The organism is Pseudomonas sp. LBUM1678, from assembly GCF_059695575.1.
In genome coordinates this window covers 3,445,869-3,464,184 of sequence record NZ_CP166775.1, presented here as the reverse complement: position 1 = coordinate 3,464,184, position 18,316 = coordinate 3,445,869, and the positions used below count along the sequence as shown (strand labels likewise).

Sequence of the window (18,316 nt, the reverse complement as noted above, 5' to 3'; positions counted from 1 at the left end):
AGGTAAACGGTGCTAGCAGGGTTTACGACTGCTTCGCAGCCGAACGCAGCCTTCGGCAGCTGCTACACGGGGCGTGTTTCACAACATAAAAGTGTGCTTTCAAGGAACAGGATTTTCACAACACAACTAAGGACGGTAGCTGGATGAATAAGAAGTACAACAACCTTGCCTTGCTCTGCGCGTTAGCCTCAATAGCCACCGCGCAGGCGGCGCCCTACGTGGAAAACGGTCGAGCAGGCGATCCCAACAGCTGGCGCAGCGCTGAATTCAACGCTGACTGGGGCTTGGGCGCCATCAACGCCCAGGATGCCTACGCCGCCGGTTACAGTGGCAAAGGGGTGAAGCTGGGGATCTTCGATCAACCGGTTTACGCCCAGCACCCGGAATTTTCCGGTGCCAACAAAGTGGTCACCTTGGTCACCAGCGGTATCCGCGAATACACCGACCCCTACATCCCGGTCAAAGCCGGCGATGCGTTTCGGTATGACGGTTCGCCCTCGGTTGGCTCCGACGGCAAGCTCGGCTCCCACGGCACTCACGTCGGCGGGATCGCCGCCGGCAGCCGCGACGGCAACCCGATGCACGGCGTGGCGTACAACGCGCAAATCATCAGCGCCGACAACGGCGACCCGGGCCCTGAAGACGGCATCATCCTCGGCAACGACGGCGCGGTGTACAAGGCCGGTTGGGATGCGTTGATCGCCAGCGGTGCGCGAATCATCAATAACAGCTGGGGCATCGGCATCACCGATCGTTTCGATCTGGGCGGCCGTGACCCGGCGTATCCGCACTTCACCGTGCAGGACGCGCAACTGCAGTTCAATCAGATCCAGCCCATCCTCGGCACGCGCCAGGGCGGTGCCTACGACGGTGCAATCGCGGCCGCTCGCAGCGGCATCGTGACGATCTTCGCCGCCGGCAACGACTACAACCTGAACAACCCGGACGCGATTGCCGGGCTGGGCTATTTCGTTCCGGAAATCGCACCGAACTGGATGACCGTCGCGGCCCTGCAGAAGAACCCGGACCTCAACAGCCCGGACCTTTACAACATCAGCACCTTCTCGTCGCGCTGCGGCTACACCGCGAGCTTTTGCGTGTCGGCACCGGGCAGCAAGATCTTCAGCGCCGTCATCGGCGGCACCAATGCCGATAACATGACCATCGGCTACGCCAACAAAAACGGCACCTCCATGGCAGCACCGCACGTCGCGGGCGCGGTGGCGGTGCTGATGGAGCGCTTTCCGTACATGACCGGCGCCCAGGTGGCCAGCGTGCTCCGCACCACAGCCACCGACATGGGCGCACCGGATGTCGACGCGCTGTACGGCTGGGGCATGATCAACCTGCGCAAAGGCATCGATGGCCCGGGGATGTTTGTCACCGAGCAAGACATACCCGAGGAATTCCGCATCCAGGGCGCCTACGGTTCCAGCCAGTTTGTGGCGGACTTGCCGGGCATCGGCGCGATTATCGACGCGGGCAAACCGACCGAACGGGTGTGCAACGACGTGCATTGCGGTCTGGACGTCTGGCGCAACGACATTTCCGGTCATGGTGGCCTGACCAAACAGGGCATCGGCACGCTGGTGCTGACCGGCGCCAACACTTACGCCGGCCCGACGCTGGTCAATCAGGGCCGATTGGCCATCAACGGCTCGCTGCTCTCGGCGGTCACGGTCAACGACAGCGGCATTCTCGGCGGTAACGGCCGCATCGGCGCATTGACCGCGAAAAGCGGCGGCACCGTGGCGCCCGGCAATTCCATCGGCACCTTGCAAGTGGCGGGCGACGTAATCTTCGAGCCTGGCTCGACTTACGCCGTGGAATTGTCGCCAACCAGCAGCGACCAGATCGTCGCGGGCGGTAAAGCCGTGATCGATGGCGCCACCGTCAGCCTGTCCCTGGAAAACAGCCCGACTTTGCTGACCACCAGCGAAGTGCAATCCCTGCTCGGCACCCAATACAACATTCTGCAAGCGGCCGGCGGCATCGAAGGGCGTTTCGGCGCCGTGCTGCCGGATTACCTGTTCATCGGCGGCACACTCGACTACTCGGCCAATGGCATCCAACTGGCGGTAGAACGCAACGCCGCCTCCTTCGCCAGCGTCGGCCAAACCCCGAACCAACGTGCGGTCGCGGCTGCCGCCGAGCAACTGGGCGCGGGCAATCCGCTCTATGAAACCTTGCTGCTGTCGCCGACCGCGGCTGTCGCGCAACAAGCGTTCCAGCAACTGTCCGGTGAGATTCACCCGGCGATTGGCACATTGCTGATCAACGACAGCCGTTACCTGCGCGATGCCGTCGGCGAACGCCTGCGTGAGCGTGATCTGTTCGATGCCGCGGCACCGACCGATGACCGCAGCAATGCCTGGGTCAAAGTCCTCGGCGCCTGGGGCAAAAGCGATGGCGGGCATGACAACGCCAGTTCCAACAGCTCCATCGGCGGCTTGCTGGCCGGTGTCGACGGTCTGATTGCTGAAGATACGCGGCTGGGTTTCGTCACCGGTTATAGCGACAGTTCGTTGAGCATGGGCGATGGCACGCATTCATCGGCCTCCGTCGACAGCTACCACTTGGGCGCCTACCTGGGCCATGAAATCGACGCACTGCGCTTGAGCGTCGGTGGCGCTTACAGCTGGCATCGCATCGACGTGAAACGCGACCTGCAATTCGGCGACGTCAGCGGCAAGCAGAAATCCAAACGCGATGCGACCACCGCACAACTGTTTACCGAAGCCGCGTATCGCCTGGACCTGCAACCGCTGGCACTGGAACCGTTCGCCAACCTGGCTTACGTGCACCTCAACCGCGACAGTTTCACCGAGAAGGGTGATGCCGCAGCGCTCAAGGGTGGCGAAGACAACCGTGACGCCGTGCTCTCGACCCTCGGTGTGCGGGCGAGCAAAGCCATTGCGCTGTCGGACAAACAGCAGCTGGAACTGTCCGGCACCCTGGGCTGGCAGCACAACCTGAGCAACACCCGTTCCGAAGATCATCTGGCCTTCGCCAACGGTAACACCGGGTTCAGCGTGCAGAGCGTGTCCCTGGATCGAAACGCCGCCGTCATTGGTGCGCGGGCCGGTCTGGCAGTGGCTCAGGATGTGCGGGTGAGCCTGGATTACAACGGACTGCTGGGCTCCAACGAGAAAGACCACGGTGTAGGTCTGACACTCGACTGGCAGTTCTGATTTCACGCAAAGGAAGCAAACAACATGGGACTGTTTGATTACGAAAATGCTGACGGCAAGGCGTTGTACAGCGACGCCATCGCGTTGACGCTGTATGCGTACACGCCAACCGGTCAGCCGCTGCCGGCCACCGCTTGGGCGCCGATTGGCGCTACGCAGCTGGGTTATCAAGGAAAGGTCGGTGCTCAGGGCACCTTCTATGGCGAGAAGGAGGGCTTCACCAGCGCCGAGGCCGAAGTCCTCGGCAAGTACGACGCGGCGGGCAAGCTGATCGGTATCGGCATTGCCTTCCGTGGCACCGGCGGCCTGGGGTATAGCGACACCTTCGGCGACATGAAGAACAACCTGCTGGCCGCCGTCGGCCCGGTGGATTACGCGACGAACTATGCGAAAAATGCCTTCGACAACTTGCTCAAGGACGTCGCCGCGTTTTCGATCGCCCATGGCCTGAGCGCCAAAGATGTGATGGTCAGCGGCCACAGCCTCGGCGGGTTGGGGGTCAATAGCCTTGCTGAGCTGAGCGGCAATAACTGGGGCGGTTTCTACAAGGACGCCAATTACATCGCGTTCGCCTCACCGACCCAGAGCGCCACCGGCACCAACGTGCTGAACATCGGCTACGAGAACGACCCGGTATTCCGGGTACTCGACGGCACCACGTTCAGCAGTGGTTCCCTGGGCAAGCACGATGGTCATCAGGATTCGGCGACCAACAACATCGTCAACTTCAATGACCAGTACGCGTCCACCGCGCAGAACCTGGTGCCGTTCAGCATCCTCAATCCGCTGAACTGGTCGGCCCATGGCTCGTTGGGCTATGCCGACGGTTTGAACCGGGTGATCGACTCGCGTTTCTACGACCTCACCGACAAGGACTCGACGCTGATCGTCTCCAACCTGGCGGAATCGTCCCGGGGCAAAACCTGGGTCGAGGACCTCGGTCGCAGCGGCGAGCCCCACACCGGCAGCACCTTCATTATCGGCACCGACAGCAACGACTTGCTCAAGGGTGGTGCCGGCAATGACTTCATCGAAGGCCGCGACGGCGACGACCGGTTCCGCGATGACGGTGGCTACAACTTCCTGCTGGGCGGCAAGGGCAGCAACACCTTCGAATTGCAGAAGCCGCTGCAGAACTTCAGCTTTGCCAACGATGGCGACGGCACGCTGTATGTGCGCGATGCCTATGGCGGCATCAGCATGACCCGCGACATCGGCGCGCTGGTCAGCAAGGAGTCGGGGTCATGGTGGGGAAGCAAGGAGGTGACCTACAGCGTCACCGCCAACGGCTTGCTCAACGGCAGTGAACTGACCGACTACAACCACTCGCTCAACGGTGATGCCTACGGCAACACACTGGCGGCCAGCATCGACGGCGACTGGTTGTTCGGCAATGCCGGCGACGACCTGCTGCGCAGCGACAAAAGCCAGGTGACCTTCGTCGGTGGCGCAGGCAATGACGTGATGCAGGCGTCGGGTGGCAATAACACGTTCCTGTTCAGCGGCGCCTTCGGTTTCGACGCGATCAATGGCTACCAGGGTAACGACAAACTGGTATTCCTCGGTGTTCAGGGCGCGGGGCAGGGTTATGACTACAAGCAACACGCTTCGCAGTCGGGCCATGACACGGTGCTGAAGGTGGGCGACTTTGCCGTGACTCTGGTGGGAGTGGGGCTGGACAACCTGTCGGCTTCAGGCATCACGTTTGCGTAAAGGCTGCATGCACTAAATGCTCCGGGGCGCCTCGGGAGCGAGGCGTCCTGGTTGTGAGCTATCTCTGACAATTCCAACAAAAGAGAGGCAATACCAATGGGTGTGTATGACTACAAAAACTTCGGCACAGCCGATTCCAAAGCGTTATTTACCGACGCGATGGCGATCACGCTGTATTCCTATCACAACCTCGACAATGGCTTTGCCACGGGTTACCAGCACAACGGCTTCGGCCTTGGCTTGCCGGCGACCCTGGTCACTGCACTGCTGGGCGGCACCGATTCCCAGGGGGTGATTCCCGGTATTCCCTGGAACCCCGATTCGGAAAAAGCCGCACTGGAGGCCGTGCAAAAAGCCGGCTGGACGCCCATCACGGCCTCGCAGCTGGGCTATGACGGCAAGGTCGACGCTCGCGGAACGTTCTTCGGCGAGAAGGCCGGGTACACCAGCGCGCAGGTCGAGATCCTCGGCAAATACGATGCCCAGGGACACCTCAGCGAAATCGGCATCGCCTTTCGCGGCACCAGCGGCCCACGGGAAACCTTGATCAGCGACTCGTTCGGCGACGTGATCAACGATCTGCTGGCAGCGTTCGGCCCCAAGGATTATGCGAAAAACTATGTAGGCGAAGCCTTCGGCAATTTGCTCGGCGACGTCATGGCCTTTGCCCAGGCCAATGGCCTGTCGGGCAAAAATGTGCTGGTCAGCGGCCACAGCCTCGGCGGGCTGGCGGTCAACAGCCTGGCGGACTTGAGCACGGACAAGTGGTCCGGGTTCTACAAGGATTCCAACTACATCGCCTACGCATCCCCGACCCAGAGCAGCACCGACAAAGTGCTCAACGTCGGCTATGAAAACGACCCGGTGTTTCGAGCGCTCGACGGTTCGTCCTTCAATCTGTCGTCGGTGGGCGTGCACGATGCCGCCAAGGCCTCGGCAACCGATAACATCGTCAGCTTCAACGACCACTACGCCTCGACAGCGTGGAATGTGCTGCCGTTCTCCGTCCTCAATCTCCCGACCTGGATCTCGCACCTGCCGACCGCCTATGGCGACGGCATGAACCGGGTGATTGAGTCGAAGTTCTACGACCTCACCAGCAAGGATTCGACGATCATCGTCGCCAATCTCTCGGACCCGGCGCGCGCCAATACCTGGGTTCAGGACCTTAATCGCAACGCTGAAACCCACAAAGGCAGCACGTTCATCATCGGCAGCGACGGCAACGACCTGATTCAGGGCGGCAAGGGCAGCGACTACCTGGAGGGGCGCGACGGTAACGACACCTTCCGTGACGGTGGTGGCTACAACATCCTGTTGGGTGGCAAGGGCAGCAACGTGCTGGACTTGCAGCAGTCAGTGAAAAGCTTCGACTTTGCCAATGACGGCGCCGGTAATCTCTACGTCCGTGATGCCAACGGCGGCATCAGCATCACCCGGGACATCGGCAGCATTGTCACCAAGGAACCGGGGTTCTTGTGGGGGCTGTTAAAAGATGACGTGACGCACAGCGTCACGGCTAATGGTCTTGCAGTCGGCAACAACCTGACCCAGTACGCGTCATCGGTGAAGGGCGGCGCGGGGTCCGATACGCTCAAGGCGCATGTGACGGGCGACTGGTTGTTCGGTCTGGACGGCAACGATCACTTGATCGGCGGCAAGGGCAACGATGTGTTTGTCGGTGGGGCGGGGAATGACCTGATGGAATCGGGGGGCGGAGTTGATACGTTTTTGTTCAACGGTGCGTTTGGTCAGGACAGGGTGGTGGGGTACGAGGCTAACGACAAGCTGGTATTTCTTGGGGTTCAGGGGGTGGCGCCGAATGATGATTATCGGGCTCATGCCACCGCGGTGGGGCAGGATACGGTGCTGACGTTTGGCGCGGATTCTGTGACGTTGGTGGGGGTTGGGCTGGATAGTTTGGCTGGCTCAGGGATTGTGATTGCCTGACAGTGATGTGGCGCCGGTAAGGGCCTCATCGTCGGAACGCCGCCCGGAGCCGGCTCACTCCCACAGGGGATCTTCAGTGCTTGCAAAATCCCTGTGGGAGCGAGCCGGCTCCGGGCGGCGTTCCGACGAAGAACGATAACGCGGTAAACCGGCTGAAACACGTGACCCGACAGTCACCTGCGGACTCCAATACCTTGCAACAACAGGATTGAGTACTGGATCAGGAGATTAAGGAACGTGAGTAACAGCAAGAGGCACATCATCGGTTTGGCATTGGCCCTGTTATCGGCAAGTGCCGCCGCAGAATTGCCTCACAGCTCGATTTTAAGCCGCTTTGGCATGACGCCAGATCAACTGCCGGCACCGGTATCGCCGGAAACCGTGGAACCCCTGGAAGAGAAAAGCCGTTTCCAGCTCCAGCCGGAACAGCCCTTTTTGACATTGCGTTCGGGGGAAAAGCAACCGGAGATCACCGGCAACATCAGCATCGATCACGCGATGCAGCAGGATTACGACCGTTGCAAGAAGATTCATGAAGAATTGAGGCTGCGGGGAGGGAAGTTCATCTCCTGCGACAACACTACGCCGTGGATGCCTTAGTTACTCGGTGTTTGTGATGGCCTCATCGCGAGCAGGCTCACTCCCACATTTAATCTTCAGCGAACCTGGCAATTGGGCACAACAAAGATCAAATGTGGGAGCGAGCCTGCTCACGATGAACGATAACTCGGTCTTCAGTCTTCCTCGCGAACCGTGGCCACGTCGTTGGCATTGACCTTCACTTTCGCGCCAGAAATATCCTCAAACTCGTAAAACCCGTCCTTGGTCTTGGTTTTCGGCATGTCCTTGGTCAAATACTGGGTGCCGTTCTGCAGGGTCACGACCGTTGGCGTGGAGCAACCGGCCAGGGCCAGGAAGGCCACCGCTGCCAAAGGCAAACCCAGAGTCTTGATATTCATACCCACCTCTCAAAAAATGCTAAAAAAAGCCGCTATGCCGGTTGGTGCCATGGATCGGCAGAAAGTTCGATGGCCACCCGAAAATAGCCAAATAGCGCAGCCGCTTATCTTTTTCCGTTTGCACCGGATGCGCCGTAGCTGGTATCTGTACGCATAACCAGTACTCGCTTGCCATGGCCCATTTTCCCTGTGACTGTAAATCCTCTCGACGACCCGTTCTACTACTTGAACAACTTCATGCAAGTGCTTGATTGGCTTGAGCATCGCTATGCCGATGTGCTGAGCGTCGAGGAGCAAACCTTCATCCGCGAATTCAGTCGGCAACCCCGCGAGTCCCGGGCGCTGCTGGTCAGGATGGTAATGCGCAAGGGTTTGCATTTCAGGGCCGGAAAATTGAGTTACGTCGAGATCGGGGACATCTCCAGCGCTGCCGAGCCGTTGCTGGCGGCAGGCTGGATCTCTGATCAGTCGCCGCTGCGGATCGAGGAACTGTTCGACGTTCTGCTCAAGGGCGAGATTCTTCACTGCTTCGGTGCTGCCATCGAGCAACCGAAAGGCAAAAAGACCGAATGGCTGGCGTGTCTGAGCGAGCAGTTGTGCGAGGAGCAAAGCTTCGCGCAGTGGTGCCCGCAACTGAACGACCGGCTGTTCACGCTGACCATCATGGACTTGTGTGACCGCTTGCGGCTGATGTTCTTCGGCAACCTTTATCAGGACTGGTCGGAGTTCGTGCTGGCCGATCTCGGCATCTTTACCTATGAGAAAGTCGAATTCTGCGCCGAGTCCCGGGGCCTGCGCTGCCGTGAAGACGTGGAGGCCTGCCTGTTCCTGCATCACTGCCAGCAGCGTTTCGAGGCCGGCGAGGCGGCGGCGGCCATTGTCGAGCAGGTCAACGGGCTGGCACTCGACAACCCGTGGCTGCAACGACGCCGGGGCAAGCTGTTGTTCCAGATCGGCCAGCACTGCGAACGCATGGCGGATTTCTCCACGGCACTGACTATTTACCGCGACTGCGCCTACCCCGGCGCACGCGTGCGCCTTATTCGTGTGCTGGAGCGCTGCGGTGAATATCAGTTGGCCCTGCATCTGGCCGCGCACGCGGAGCAATCGCCGGAAAGTGCCACCGAGCATCAGCATGTGCTGCGTGTATTGCCCAGGCTACGGCGCAAACTGGGCGGCCCGGCGATGAAACGGCCATCCCCTCGGGAAATGCTGCGACTGGACCTTCAATTGCCCAGGACCGATCTGGCGTTGTCGGTCGAGTTTTACGTCCAGGCGCATCTGGCGGAGGATTCCGCGCCGGTGCATTACGTCGAGAACAGCCTGATCAACTCGCTGTTCGGGCTGCTGTGCTGGCCGGCGATCTTTGCACCGTTGCCGGGGGCGTTTTTCCACCCGTTCCAGCGCGGGCCGGTGGACTTGCTCAATGAAGACTTTCATGGGCGTCGGGCGGATTTGTTTCAGGCTTGTCTCGCCGAACTCGATGACGGCCGCTACCTCCAGACCATCCGTGAACGTTACGTCGCCAAGTGGGGCGTGCAGTCACCCTTCGTGTTCTGGGGCGCGCTGAGCGAAGAACTGCTGGACCAGGCCCTCGATTGCCTGCCGGCCGAACACCTCAAGCACTGGTTCAATCGCCTGCTGCTGGACATCAAGGCCAACCGTGCCGGCATGCCGGACCTGATCCAGTTCTGGCCGCAGCACAAGACCTACCGCATGATCGAAGTCAAAGGCCCCGGCGATCGCTTGCAAGACAACCAATTGCGTTGGCTGGAGTTCTGTCATGAACATCAGATGCCCATCGCCGTCTGCTATGTGCAATGGGCGGAGCAGAGCGCTTGAGCTACAGCATTGCGGTGCGGGCGCTGTGTGAATTCACCGCCAAGGTCGGCGACCTCGACCTGCGATTTACCCCGTCGCCGACCGCGCTGGAGGGCATCGTCGGGCACCGCACCGTTGCCTCGCGTCGAAGCGAGGGTTATCAAAGCGAAGTCGCCCTCGAAGGCCTGTACGAAACCTTGAGGGTAAAGGGCAGGGCGGACGGCTATGACCCGGAGCAAAACTGCCTGGAAGAAGTCAAAACCTATCGCGGCGACCTGAGCAAGCAACCGGCCAACCACCGGCAACTGCACTGGGCGCAGGCGAAGGTCTACGGTTGGCTGATGTGCCAGAAGCTGGAGCTGGCGCAGATCAATCTGGCGCTGGTGTACTTCGATATCGTCAGCGAAAAGGAAACCTGTCTGGTCGAGGCCTTCAGCGCCGGGGAACTGGAGCAGTTCTTCGTGCATCATTGCGAGCTGTTCCTGCAATGGGCCGAGCAGGAAATGGCCCATCGCGAGGCGCGCAATCGCGCGGCGCAGCAATTGGCGTTTCCCCATGCCGACTTTCGTCCGGGGCAACGGCACCTGGCGGAATCGGTGTTCAAAGCGGTCAGCACCGGTCGTTGCCTGATGGCCCAGGCACCGACCGGCATTGGCAAAACCGTGGGCACGCTGTTTCCGATGCTCAAGGCCCTGGCGCCGCAGCGATTGGACAAGGTGTTTTTTCTCACGGCGAAAACGCCGGGGCGCAAACTGGCGCTGGACGCCGCGCAAGTGATCCTTGATAGCGTCAGTGCGCCGCCACTGCGGGTGTTGGAGATGATCGCCCGGGACAAAGCCTGCGAGCACCCGGACAAAGCCTGTCACGGTGAATCCTGTCCGTTGGCCCAGGGTTTTTATGATCGTCTGCCGGCCGCCCGCCAGGCCGCCAGTGAGCTGAGCCTGCTGAACCAGAGCGCAATGCGCGAGGTGGCATTGGCGCATGAGGTTTGCCCTTATTACCTGAGCCAGGAAATGGCCCGCTGGGCAGACGTGGTGGTCGCCGACTACAACTATTACTTCGATTTCAGTGCGCTGCTGTTCGGCTTGGCCCAGGCCAACAACTGGAAAGTCGCGGTGTTGGTGGATGAGGCGCATAACCTCGTGGAGCGCGGCCGGCAGATGTACAGCGCCACGCTCGACCAGTCGACCCTCAACGGGGTGCGAAAAACCGCACCGGACGCGCTGAAAAAACCGTTGCAGCGGGTCAATCGAGAGTGGAATGCCCTGCACAATCTGCAACTGGCGCCGTATCAGGCTTATGACAAGGCGCCGGAAAAACTCCTCCAGGCGCTGTCTTCGTGCAGCGCGAGCATCGGCGATTATCTCAACGATCATCCTCAGGGCCTGGACAGCGCCTTGCAGGGTTTTTACTTCGACATGCTGCAGTTCTGTCGCGTGGCCGAACTCTTCGATGAGCAGTTCCTGTTCGACATCAGCAAGCGCGACCTCGAACGCAAACAAAACCTGTCGCAACTGTGCCTGCGCAACGTGGTGCCGGCCGGTTTCATCCGCCCGCGCCTGACCGCTGCGCGCAGCACGGTGCTGTTTTCCGCGACGCTGAGCCCTCGGCATTACTACGCGGACCTGCTGGGTACGCCGCCTAACACGGTGTGCATCGATGTGGAATCACCGTTCCATGCCGACCAGTTGAAAGTGCACATCGTCAGCCAGATATCGACCCGATTCGTTCACCGCCAAGCGTCCCTCGAACCGATTGTCGAACTGATCGCCCGGCAATTCAGCCAACGCCCCGGCAACTACCTGGCGTTTTTCAGCAGCTTCGATTATCTGCAGCAAGTGGCACAGTTACTGGCCGAGCTACACCCGCAGATCAACCTGTGGTCGCAGTCCCGGGGCATGGCGGAAGGGCAGCGTCAGGCCTTTCTCGATCAGTTCACCGCGCACAGCCAGGGCGTCGGTTTTGCGGTGCTGGGAGGAGCGTTCGGTGAAGGCATCGACTTGCCCGGCGCACGCCTGATCGGTGCGTTCATTGCCACCCTGGGGCTGGCGCAGCTCAATCCGGTCAACGAGCAGTTGAAGCATCGGATGGCGGCGATTTTCGGCGCTGGTTACGATTACACCTATCTATACCCAGGCGTGCAGAAAGTGGTGCAGGCGGCAGGACGGGTGATCCGCACTCAGCAGGATCAAGGGGTGGTGATGTTGATTGATGACCGGTTTGGCGACAGCAAAGTGAAAAATTTGCTGCCGCGCTGGTGGTCGGTTGAACAGACGCATTTTCACTCTATTGCGTAGGATTTTTTACCTTTTAAAACAGTGACATATCTTGCAAGACTCGCTCATTTTAACAAACAGCGAAACACCGCTTTATTCAAAGGGCCGGCATCACTTTCAGCCGGTTCGTTGATAAGGAAATCAAGGCATGTCCTCCGCACCGAATTACGCTTATACCCCTGAGCAGGTCACGGCAGCGTTCAATGAAATCAAAACCACGCTGTTCCGCGGTATCACGGCTGAGGTAACGCCCAAAATCCTGGTGGTTGCCGGGCTGCAAGGGTCGGGCAAAACCTTCCTGCTGGAAAACAAACTCCTGCCGACCCGACGCTACGACAAATATGTTCGTCTCTACCTGCCCGAATACCGACAAAAACATCCTCAATACGCGGAGATGATCAAGCTCGGCGTCCTGCATGCCTACGAGCATACGGAAGCCTTCGTCCGGGAAGTCAGCAAGAAAATCTTCACCGAAGCCTTTACGCTCAAATACAACATCATCATGGAGTGTGCTTTCGACGATATCGAGTTTGCTGTCTTCCCACCGCTGGCAACGACCGCCGGTTATCAGTTCGAGGTCCATATCGTCGGCTGCACACAAGCGTTCGCTCACCTGTCGAGCATGAAAAGAGCACTCAAAAGCCTGGAGAAACAGGAACTCGAAAGGTTCGTCACGTTATCGGCACTTGAGACCAGCATGCATAACACGCAAGCAATCATCCTGGCGTTCGAGACGGCGGCAAAAGCGGTCAATGGTTCCCAACTGTATGTGTACGAGCGCGGGTTCGGCGCGTTGAAAGAGCGCGCCTTGCGTGCCCAGAGCACCTATGCCAAGGCTGCCGACGGTACTGTCACCGTGACGACATCCAAGGTTGTTTTTGCCTACAGCGCCTATTTCAACATTGCCAATAACCACGTCCTCACGGCGAGCGACCGGGACGAAGTGCTCAAAGAGTGTCATGTGGCGTTGCACAAGGCTCGGGCTCAAGCCCAGTATGTCCCGAACGCTGTCTACAACGACCTGTACGCCTACATCGTCAAATACGTGAACCGCTGAGCAGGCGCACCCATTCGGCGGCGAAGCGATGACAGTCTCCCGGCCAGCGGGCGGTCAGCAACTGGCCATCGCGGACGACGAAACCTCGTTGTGGCTGGTCCGTCGAATCACGTACCGCGAGGATTGGGCCCCGCTGGAAATCCATCGGGCTGGACAGGGCGGCGGTAACTTCCGCTTCAACGGTTTTAGGATAAGTTCGGTAGTAGCGTCCGAGCCAGGCGGCGGTAATTGCCCAGGCAGGCAGCTCCATTGTGTTGGCCACCAGTGCGGTGACCTTGCGGCCCTGCAATACCGAAAGCCCGGAATCGGGGTCGAGCGTGCGGGCGAGCAACAGCACGCCATGACAGACCGCCGCCACCGGTTTGTCGGCCTTGAAAAAGTGCAGGGCGATCCGCCGGGCCTGCTCGGACTCCAGCAAGCTGCGCATGCCCTTGGCATGCCCGCCAGGAATCAGCAGCCCTTGGAACTCGCTGGGGTCAATCTCGTCATAGCACAGCGGTTTGCGAAATGACGCGTCTTCGATCATCCGGGCGTAGCTTGCAAGGTCGGCCTTGCGCGTCATCAGCAACGGGTTCAATGGGCCGAAGCCGATATCCACCAGGCGTGAGTCGGCGTAGGCGGGCAAGCCCTCGGGTGACGCGAAGCGCACCTCGATGCCGGCCTTGCGCATGGCTTGCCATGGAACGCTGCTCTCAGTGGGATCGTAGTCAGAGGTGGGCAACAGAATGAGGATCATCGGGGGGGCGCCTTGAATCGGCCAGGATGGCGATTGGCGTCGAGAATAGGTGGTCAGGGCGTTATGCTCCAGTGTGCGGCCGTTTTCTGGCTTTCCAAACCGACGGTTTGTCGCATACTCCATAAAAATAACAATCACGGGTGTGATCGATGAGCGATAACCAGTCCAAAACCTACTCCATCGAGGAAATGCGTTTTCGCCTGCTGATTGATGCCGTGGTGGACTATGCGATCTACATGATTGATCCCGACGGCATCATTACCAGTTGGAACTCTGGCGCCAGGCGTTTCAAGGGGTATGAGGAGGCGGAGATCCTCGGTGAGCATTTTTCGCGGTTTTATACCGAAGAGGATCGCCGTGTCGGTATGCCCCAGCGTGCGCTGGATACGGCGATTCGCGAAGGTCGTTTCGAGGGCGAAGGCTGGCGGGTTCGCAAGGACGGCACGCACTTCTGGTGCCATGTAGTGATTGATCCGATTATCGATCCATCGGGCAAGTTGCTGGGTTTTGCCAAGATCACCCGGGACCTTACCGACCGCAAAATGGCTGAAGAAACCCTCAAGCAAAGCGAGCAGCAGTTTCGTTTGCTGGTTCAAAGCGTCACTGACTATGCCATCTACATGCTTGCCCCGGATGGACGCCTGACCAACTGGAATCAGGGTGCCCAGCGGATCAAGGGCTACCGGCCCGAAGAAGTCATCGGTCAGCATTTTTCGATCTTCTACACCCCTGAAGACCGCGAAGCCGGGGAACCGCAACGCGCGTTGGAAACGGCTACGCGGGAGGGGCGCTTTGAGAACAGGGCCTGGCGCGTGCGCAAGGACGGTACGCGGTTTTTTGCCCATGTCGTGGTCGATCCGATTTGGGGCGAAACGGGTACTTTGTTGGGCTTTGCCAAAATTACCCGTGACATCACCGAAGCTACGCAAGCTCAGAAGGATCTGGAAAAAACTCGAGAGGCGTTGTTCCAGGCGCAGAAGATGCAGGCCATCGGCCAACTCAGTGGCGGGATTGCCCACGACTTCAATAATCTGCTGACGGTCATCCTTGGCAACCTGGAAATCGTGCGCAAACGCGTAGGCGAAGATCCGAAAGTCACGCGATTGGTGGACAACGCCACCCAGGGTGCCTTGCGCGGTGTATCCCTGACCCAACGCATGCTGGCGTTCGCCAGACGTCAGGAACTCAAGTCCGAATCCGTCGAGATACCTGCGCTGGTGGAAGGGATCAGCGGACTGTTGCGCAGCTCCCTCGGGCCAGCCGTGCAGCTCGAAACACGCTTTTTCCCCGAACTCGTACCGGTCATGGCCGACGTCAATCAACTCGAACTGGCGGTGCTGAACCTGGCAACCAACGCTCGGGATGCCATGCCTGACGGCGGTAAAATCGTCATCAGCGCCAGGACAGAAGACGTCCTCGACCAATCAGTTTTGCTGCTGCCGGCTGGCCAATATGTCTGCCTGAGTGTCACCGATACGGGCGAAGGGATGGATGAACTCACCCTGGCGTCTGCGATGGACCCGTTTTTCACCACAAAAGGAGTCGGCAAAGGCACGGGGCTGGGGTTGTCGATGGTTCATGGCTTTATCGAGCAGTTGGGCGGTCGATTCATTCTCAAGAGCCAGAAGGACATTGGCACGGTCGCCGAGCTATGGATACCCGTCGCCACGGCTGCTTCGGTCACCAAGCCCGCTGCAGCGGAAGTGGAAGCGCCGCCGGTGGCTCAATTGTGTGTAATGGTCGTGGACGATGACAGCCTGGTGTTGACCAGTACCGGCCTATTGCTGGAGGACCTCGGCCACCGGGTGATCAGCGCGGTGTCCGGTGCACAAGCGCTTGCAATGTTTGACGTCGAGCAGAATATTGACCTGGTTATCACCGACATGGCCATGCCACAAATGAACGGCGCGCAATTGGCGCAGGCCATCCGGACTTTGAAACCGGACCTGCCGATTATCCTCGCCACGGGCTATGCCGAGCGCCTGGAAGGTTTCGCCACCAAGCTCCCGCGCTTGTCCAAACCCTTTACCCAACTCAATCTGGTAGAAGTTATTGCCTTGGCCATGAAGTGACTGGCGTTGCGCTCAGCCGTCCGCGTTCTTCTTGAAGCCGCGCAGGTTCATGGCACACAGGCAAAATTGCAACACGATCAATGCATAGGCGTGGGTGTGGTAACCCCAAATCACCCACAAGAGGTTGCTGACGATAAAACAGCTGAACCCCCACACCCTGCGCGAAGATTCTTGCGAGCCGATCAGCCACGCCGCTAGCACCGTGACCAGCATCGCCGGCCATTGCACCCAATCGAGAGCTTCCATTCGCAGTCCTTAAAGTCAGCCTCTGTCTCCGGAGGACCACGGCGGCGGGGCACCGTTCGAGAGATTTGCCTCTTCTGGTTTTTTTACTTCGACCGGAAGCCTTGGCAGACGCATTAAAATTCGGCTGAACTTTGCGCTGACAGGTTTCATCAGATGCTTTCCCAGTCCACGTGTGATGCTTGTGCCCAGAATACTGACCGAACAGCCCGCCGATGAAGCCATGACCGAACACAACGCCAAGATGTTCGGCTCGCCAAAGGAGCGCCTGGATTTCTACCGTCGTGAAATCCAGTACGAAACCAGCATCCTCGCTAATCGAACCGATGCTTATCTGGCAGCGCAATCGTTCCTGTTGATTGCCTTCGCCTCCTGCATGTCCAACCTCAATCCCGAGTGGGGAAAACTCTTCACCCTGGTGGTGCCGCCGTTCCTTGCACTGCTCGGGTTACTCAGTTCGCTGAACGCCTGGCCGGGGATTCGTGCGGCCTATGACATCATCGATCACTGGCACTTCAAGCAAAGTGAGTTGCTGCGCAGCGAGCCATTAATGGGGCTGGCGTACGATGAATCGCCGCTGTTCAGTGAGATGGAGTCGTCGCACAAGGGTTACCGTAAATCGCTGCTGTTTTCCGTGCGCACGCCGTGGATCTTCGCAACTTTCTGGGTGTTGCTGGGCACCTATGCGGTTTACATCCAGGTCACCAACCCTGGTGGCTGATCCGCCAGATGCCTGATGCAAGCAGGCTAGTTAAGCCGTAACGCGATCCGTAGCAGCTGGCGAAGCCTGCGTTCGGCTGCGCAGCAGTCGTGAAATCAGACGATGCGGTGTTCAGTAAGACCGCAACCTCAAGTTTTACGACTGCTGCGCAGCCGAACGCAGGCTTCGCCAGCTGCTACAGAAATTGCGTTTTCACGAAATTGCTTCTTTTTTATCAGCCTTCCGAATCAAGCCGCCATATTAGGTGCGCTGATTTCTTTCTTGTACTGAGCCTTAAGCGTTTCCATCTGCGCCCCCAACTCTTCCAGCGTGGCTTTGCCCAGCAGCTTTTTGGCTTCAGGGAACATTTCTGTTTCCTCTTCTTCGATGTGGTGTTCCAGCAGCTCCTTGACAACTTTCACTCGACCCGAAAATTCCGGGGTGGAAGGGTCGGTGGCTTTCAGGTCCGGCAGCACCAGTGAATCCACGGTGCGATGTTCTTCCTTGGCTTCGTAGTACATGATCTCCTGTTCTTTGCCTCCGGCCTTTTTGTACGCTGGATACAGGATTTCTTCTTCGAGGCGAGTGTGGATGGCGATTTCCATTTCAAGTTTGGCCAGCAGCTCGGTGCGTTTTTTAACACCACGCTCGGTGGACTCGCTCAACTGAGTCAGGATGCCCTTTACGCGTTCATGGTCGGCTTTCAACAGGTCGATGGCGTTCATGGTCGAATCTCTCAAGTAATCACGGGGATGAGCGCAAACGGTCTCATGGCCGTAGGTCGCTCATAGACCTGGAGCATTTGTCGTGCCGACTTTTGGGCTTTTATTTACACCATAAAAAACAGTAAGTTGAGACGGTTGATGGCGCATTGAGGTCGTGCAGGCTGCATGAGTCCGGAGATTGACTCATGCAGTTCGCGGCGTGGTGTTATGTCTCGCAAAAAATGGGGTTGCAGAGAACGCTTTCTGCGGCAACGCGATTTCTGTAGCAGCTGGCGAAGCCTGCGTTCGGCTGCGCAGCAGTCGTGAAATCAGACGATGCGGTCTATCAGGAATACCGCAACCTCAGGTTTTACGACTGCTGCGCAGCCGAACGCAGGCTTCGCCAGCTGCTACAGATTTGCGTAGCCGGGTTTAAACCCGGTCTTCGAGCTGCTGGCGCAACCGGTGGGAGTTGTTCACGGACATCGGGATCGGCGGAAAGTCTTCGTTGAGTAATCGCAGGTGCTCAATGGCTTCCTGAAATTTCAGATCAGCCTTCCTGCGCATCGCCTGATAGCGATCAAACAGTTCCAGGTCCATATCGCCAGCCTCAAGCATTTCAAAGGCGCAGCGGCTGAGCGACTGGGCTTCTTCGAACATAAGGCGATTGGATTCCAGGGCGAACGCCCGGCAGGCTTTGATTTGATCGGAGGTTGAACAGTGAATCATGACCGGCACCTTAATCTTTTCCGAGGTTCCTTTTGAACGGCGTCGTTACCACAGTGGAACCGAACCTGTCGGGTCCCGCCGTGCAAGAAATCCAGGCGGAATTAAGGTTGTGACTACCGGGTTGTGCAGGGATTTCAAATTTTTGAAGGCGAAAATTCGTTTGAT

General features: G+C 58.8%; 14 protein-coding genes. 9 read left to right on the top strand and 5 right to left on the bottom strand.

Features of this window, described 5'->3' with window-relative positions; translation table 11 throughout:
* Positions 1–143 precede the first annotated feature (143 nt).
* The 4 genes from ACA070_RS15700 (at position 144) to ACA070_RS15685 (ending at position 7,454) form a co-directional block, all read left to right on the top strand.
* The gene (locus tag ACA070_RS15700) at positions 144–3,191 is read left to right on the top strand and encodes an autotransporter domain-containing protein (protein ID WP_497447378.1); all 3,048 of its coding nucleotides are present in this window, start codon (positions 144–146) and stop codon (positions 3,189–3,191) included.
* A gap of 24 nt (positions 3,192–3,215) precedes the next feature.
* Positions 3,216–4,904 (top strand): polyurethane esterase, encoded by a 1,689-nt coding sequence (locus ACA070_RS15695; RefSeq protein WP_497447377.1) that lies wholly within the window; start codon positions 3,216–3,218, stop codon positions 4,902–4,904.
* Between the two features lie 96 nt (positions 4,905–5,000).
* Positions 5,001–6,854 (top strand): polyurethane esterase, encoded by a 1,854-nt coding sequence (locus tag ACA070_RS15690; RefSeq protein ID WP_497447376.1) that lies wholly within the window; start codon positions 5,001–5,003, stop codon positions 6,852–6,854.
* Positions 6,855–7,091: 237 nt separating this feature from the next.
* Complete coding sequence (locus ACA070_RS15685) at positions 7,092–7,454, top strand: hypothetical protein (protein WP_497447375.1); 363 nt, start codon at positions 7,092–7,094, stop codon at positions 7,452–7,454.
* A 134-nt stretch (positions 7,455–7,588) separates the two neighbouring features.
* Here the strand turns inward: ACA070_RS15685 and ACA070_RS15680 are convergent, their stop codons facing one another.
* Positions 7,589–7,813: a YgdI/YgdR family lipoprotein gene (locus ACA070_RS15680; protein WP_403097693.1), complete on the bottom strand. Its 225-nt coding sequence runs from the start codon at positions 7,811–7,813 to the stop codon at positions 7,589–7,591.
* A gap of 237 nt (positions 7,814–8,050) precedes the next feature.
* Between ACA070_RS15680 and ACA070_RS15675 the strand changes: the two genes are divergently transcribed.
* The 3 genes from ACA070_RS15675 to ACA070_RS15665 all read left to right on the top strand — a co-directional run bounded on the left by ACA070_RS15675 (position 8,051) and on the right by ACA070_RS15665 (position 12,967).
* A complete protein-coding gene (locus ACA070_RS15675) occupies positions 8,051–9,655 on the top strand; it encodes a VRR-NUC domain-containing protein (protein ID WP_497451956.1) in 1,605 nt (534 codons plus the stop codon).
* On the top strand, positions 9,652–11,931 hold the full coding sequence (locus ACA070_RS15670; RefSeq protein WP_497447374.1) for an ATP-dependent DNA helicase: 2,280 nt from the start codon (positions 9,652–9,654) through the stop codon (positions 11,929–11,931). Before ACA070_RS15675 ends, ACA070_RS15670 begins: the two co-directional genes overlap by 4 nt.
* Before the next feature lie 127 nt (positions 11,932–12,058).
* A complete protein-coding gene (locus ACA070_RS15665) occupies positions 12,059–12,967 on the top strand; it encodes a zeta toxin family protein (RefSeq protein WP_497447373.1) in 909 nt (302 codons plus the stop codon).
* Here the strand turns inward: ACA070_RS15665 and ACA070_RS15660 are convergent.
* A complete protein-coding gene (locus ACA070_RS15660; protein ID WP_497447372.1) occupies positions 12,948–13,703 on the bottom strand; it encodes a DJ-1/PfpI family protein in 756 nt (251 codons plus the stop codon). The genes ACA070_RS15665 and ACA070_RS15660 overlap by 20 nt on opposite strands.
* Positions 13,704–13,852: 149 nt before the next feature.
* Here ACA070_RS15660 and ACA070_RS15655 point away from each other — a divergent pair, with 149 nt between their 5' ends.
* A complete protein-coding gene (locus ACA070_RS15655; protein WP_497447371.1) occupies positions 13,853–15,775 on the top strand; it encodes a hybrid sensor histidine kinase/response regulator in 1,923 nt (640 codons plus the stop codon).
* 12 nt (positions 15,776–15,787) lie between these two features.
* Here the strand turns inward: ACA070_RS15655 and ACA070_RS15650 are convergent, their stop codons facing one another.
* Positions 15,788–16,021 carry a hypothetical protein gene (locus tag ACA070_RS15650; protein ID WP_497447370.1) on the bottom strand — a complete coding sequence of 78 codons (234 nt, stop codon included), beginning with the start codon at positions 16,019–16,021 and terminating at the stop codon, positions 15,788–15,790.
* Between the two features lie 181 nt (positions 16,022–16,202).
* Between ACA070_RS15650 and ACA070_RS15645 the strand changes: the two genes are divergently transcribed.
* Positions 16,203–16,739, top strand: a complete 537-nt coding sequence (locus tag ACA070_RS15645; RefSeq protein WP_497447369.1) for a hypothetical protein — start codon at positions 16,203–16,205, stop codon at positions 16,737–16,739.
* Between the two features lie 227 nt (positions 16,740–16,966).
* Here ACA070_RS15645 and ACA070_RS15640 read toward each other — a convergent pair whose 3' ends face one another.
* Complete coding sequence (locus ACA070_RS15640) at positions 16,967–17,443, bottom strand: PA2171 family ribosome-binding persister protein (protein ID WP_497447368.1); 477 nt, start codon at positions 17,441–17,443, stop codon at positions 16,967–16,969.
* Between the two features lie 411 nt (positions 17,444–17,854).
* A complete protein-coding gene (locus ACA070_RS15635) occupies positions 17,855–18,151 on the bottom strand; it encodes a hypothetical protein (RefSeq protein ID WP_497447367.1) in 297 nt (98 codons plus the stop codon).
* Positions 18,152–18,316 lie beyond the last annotated feature (165 nt).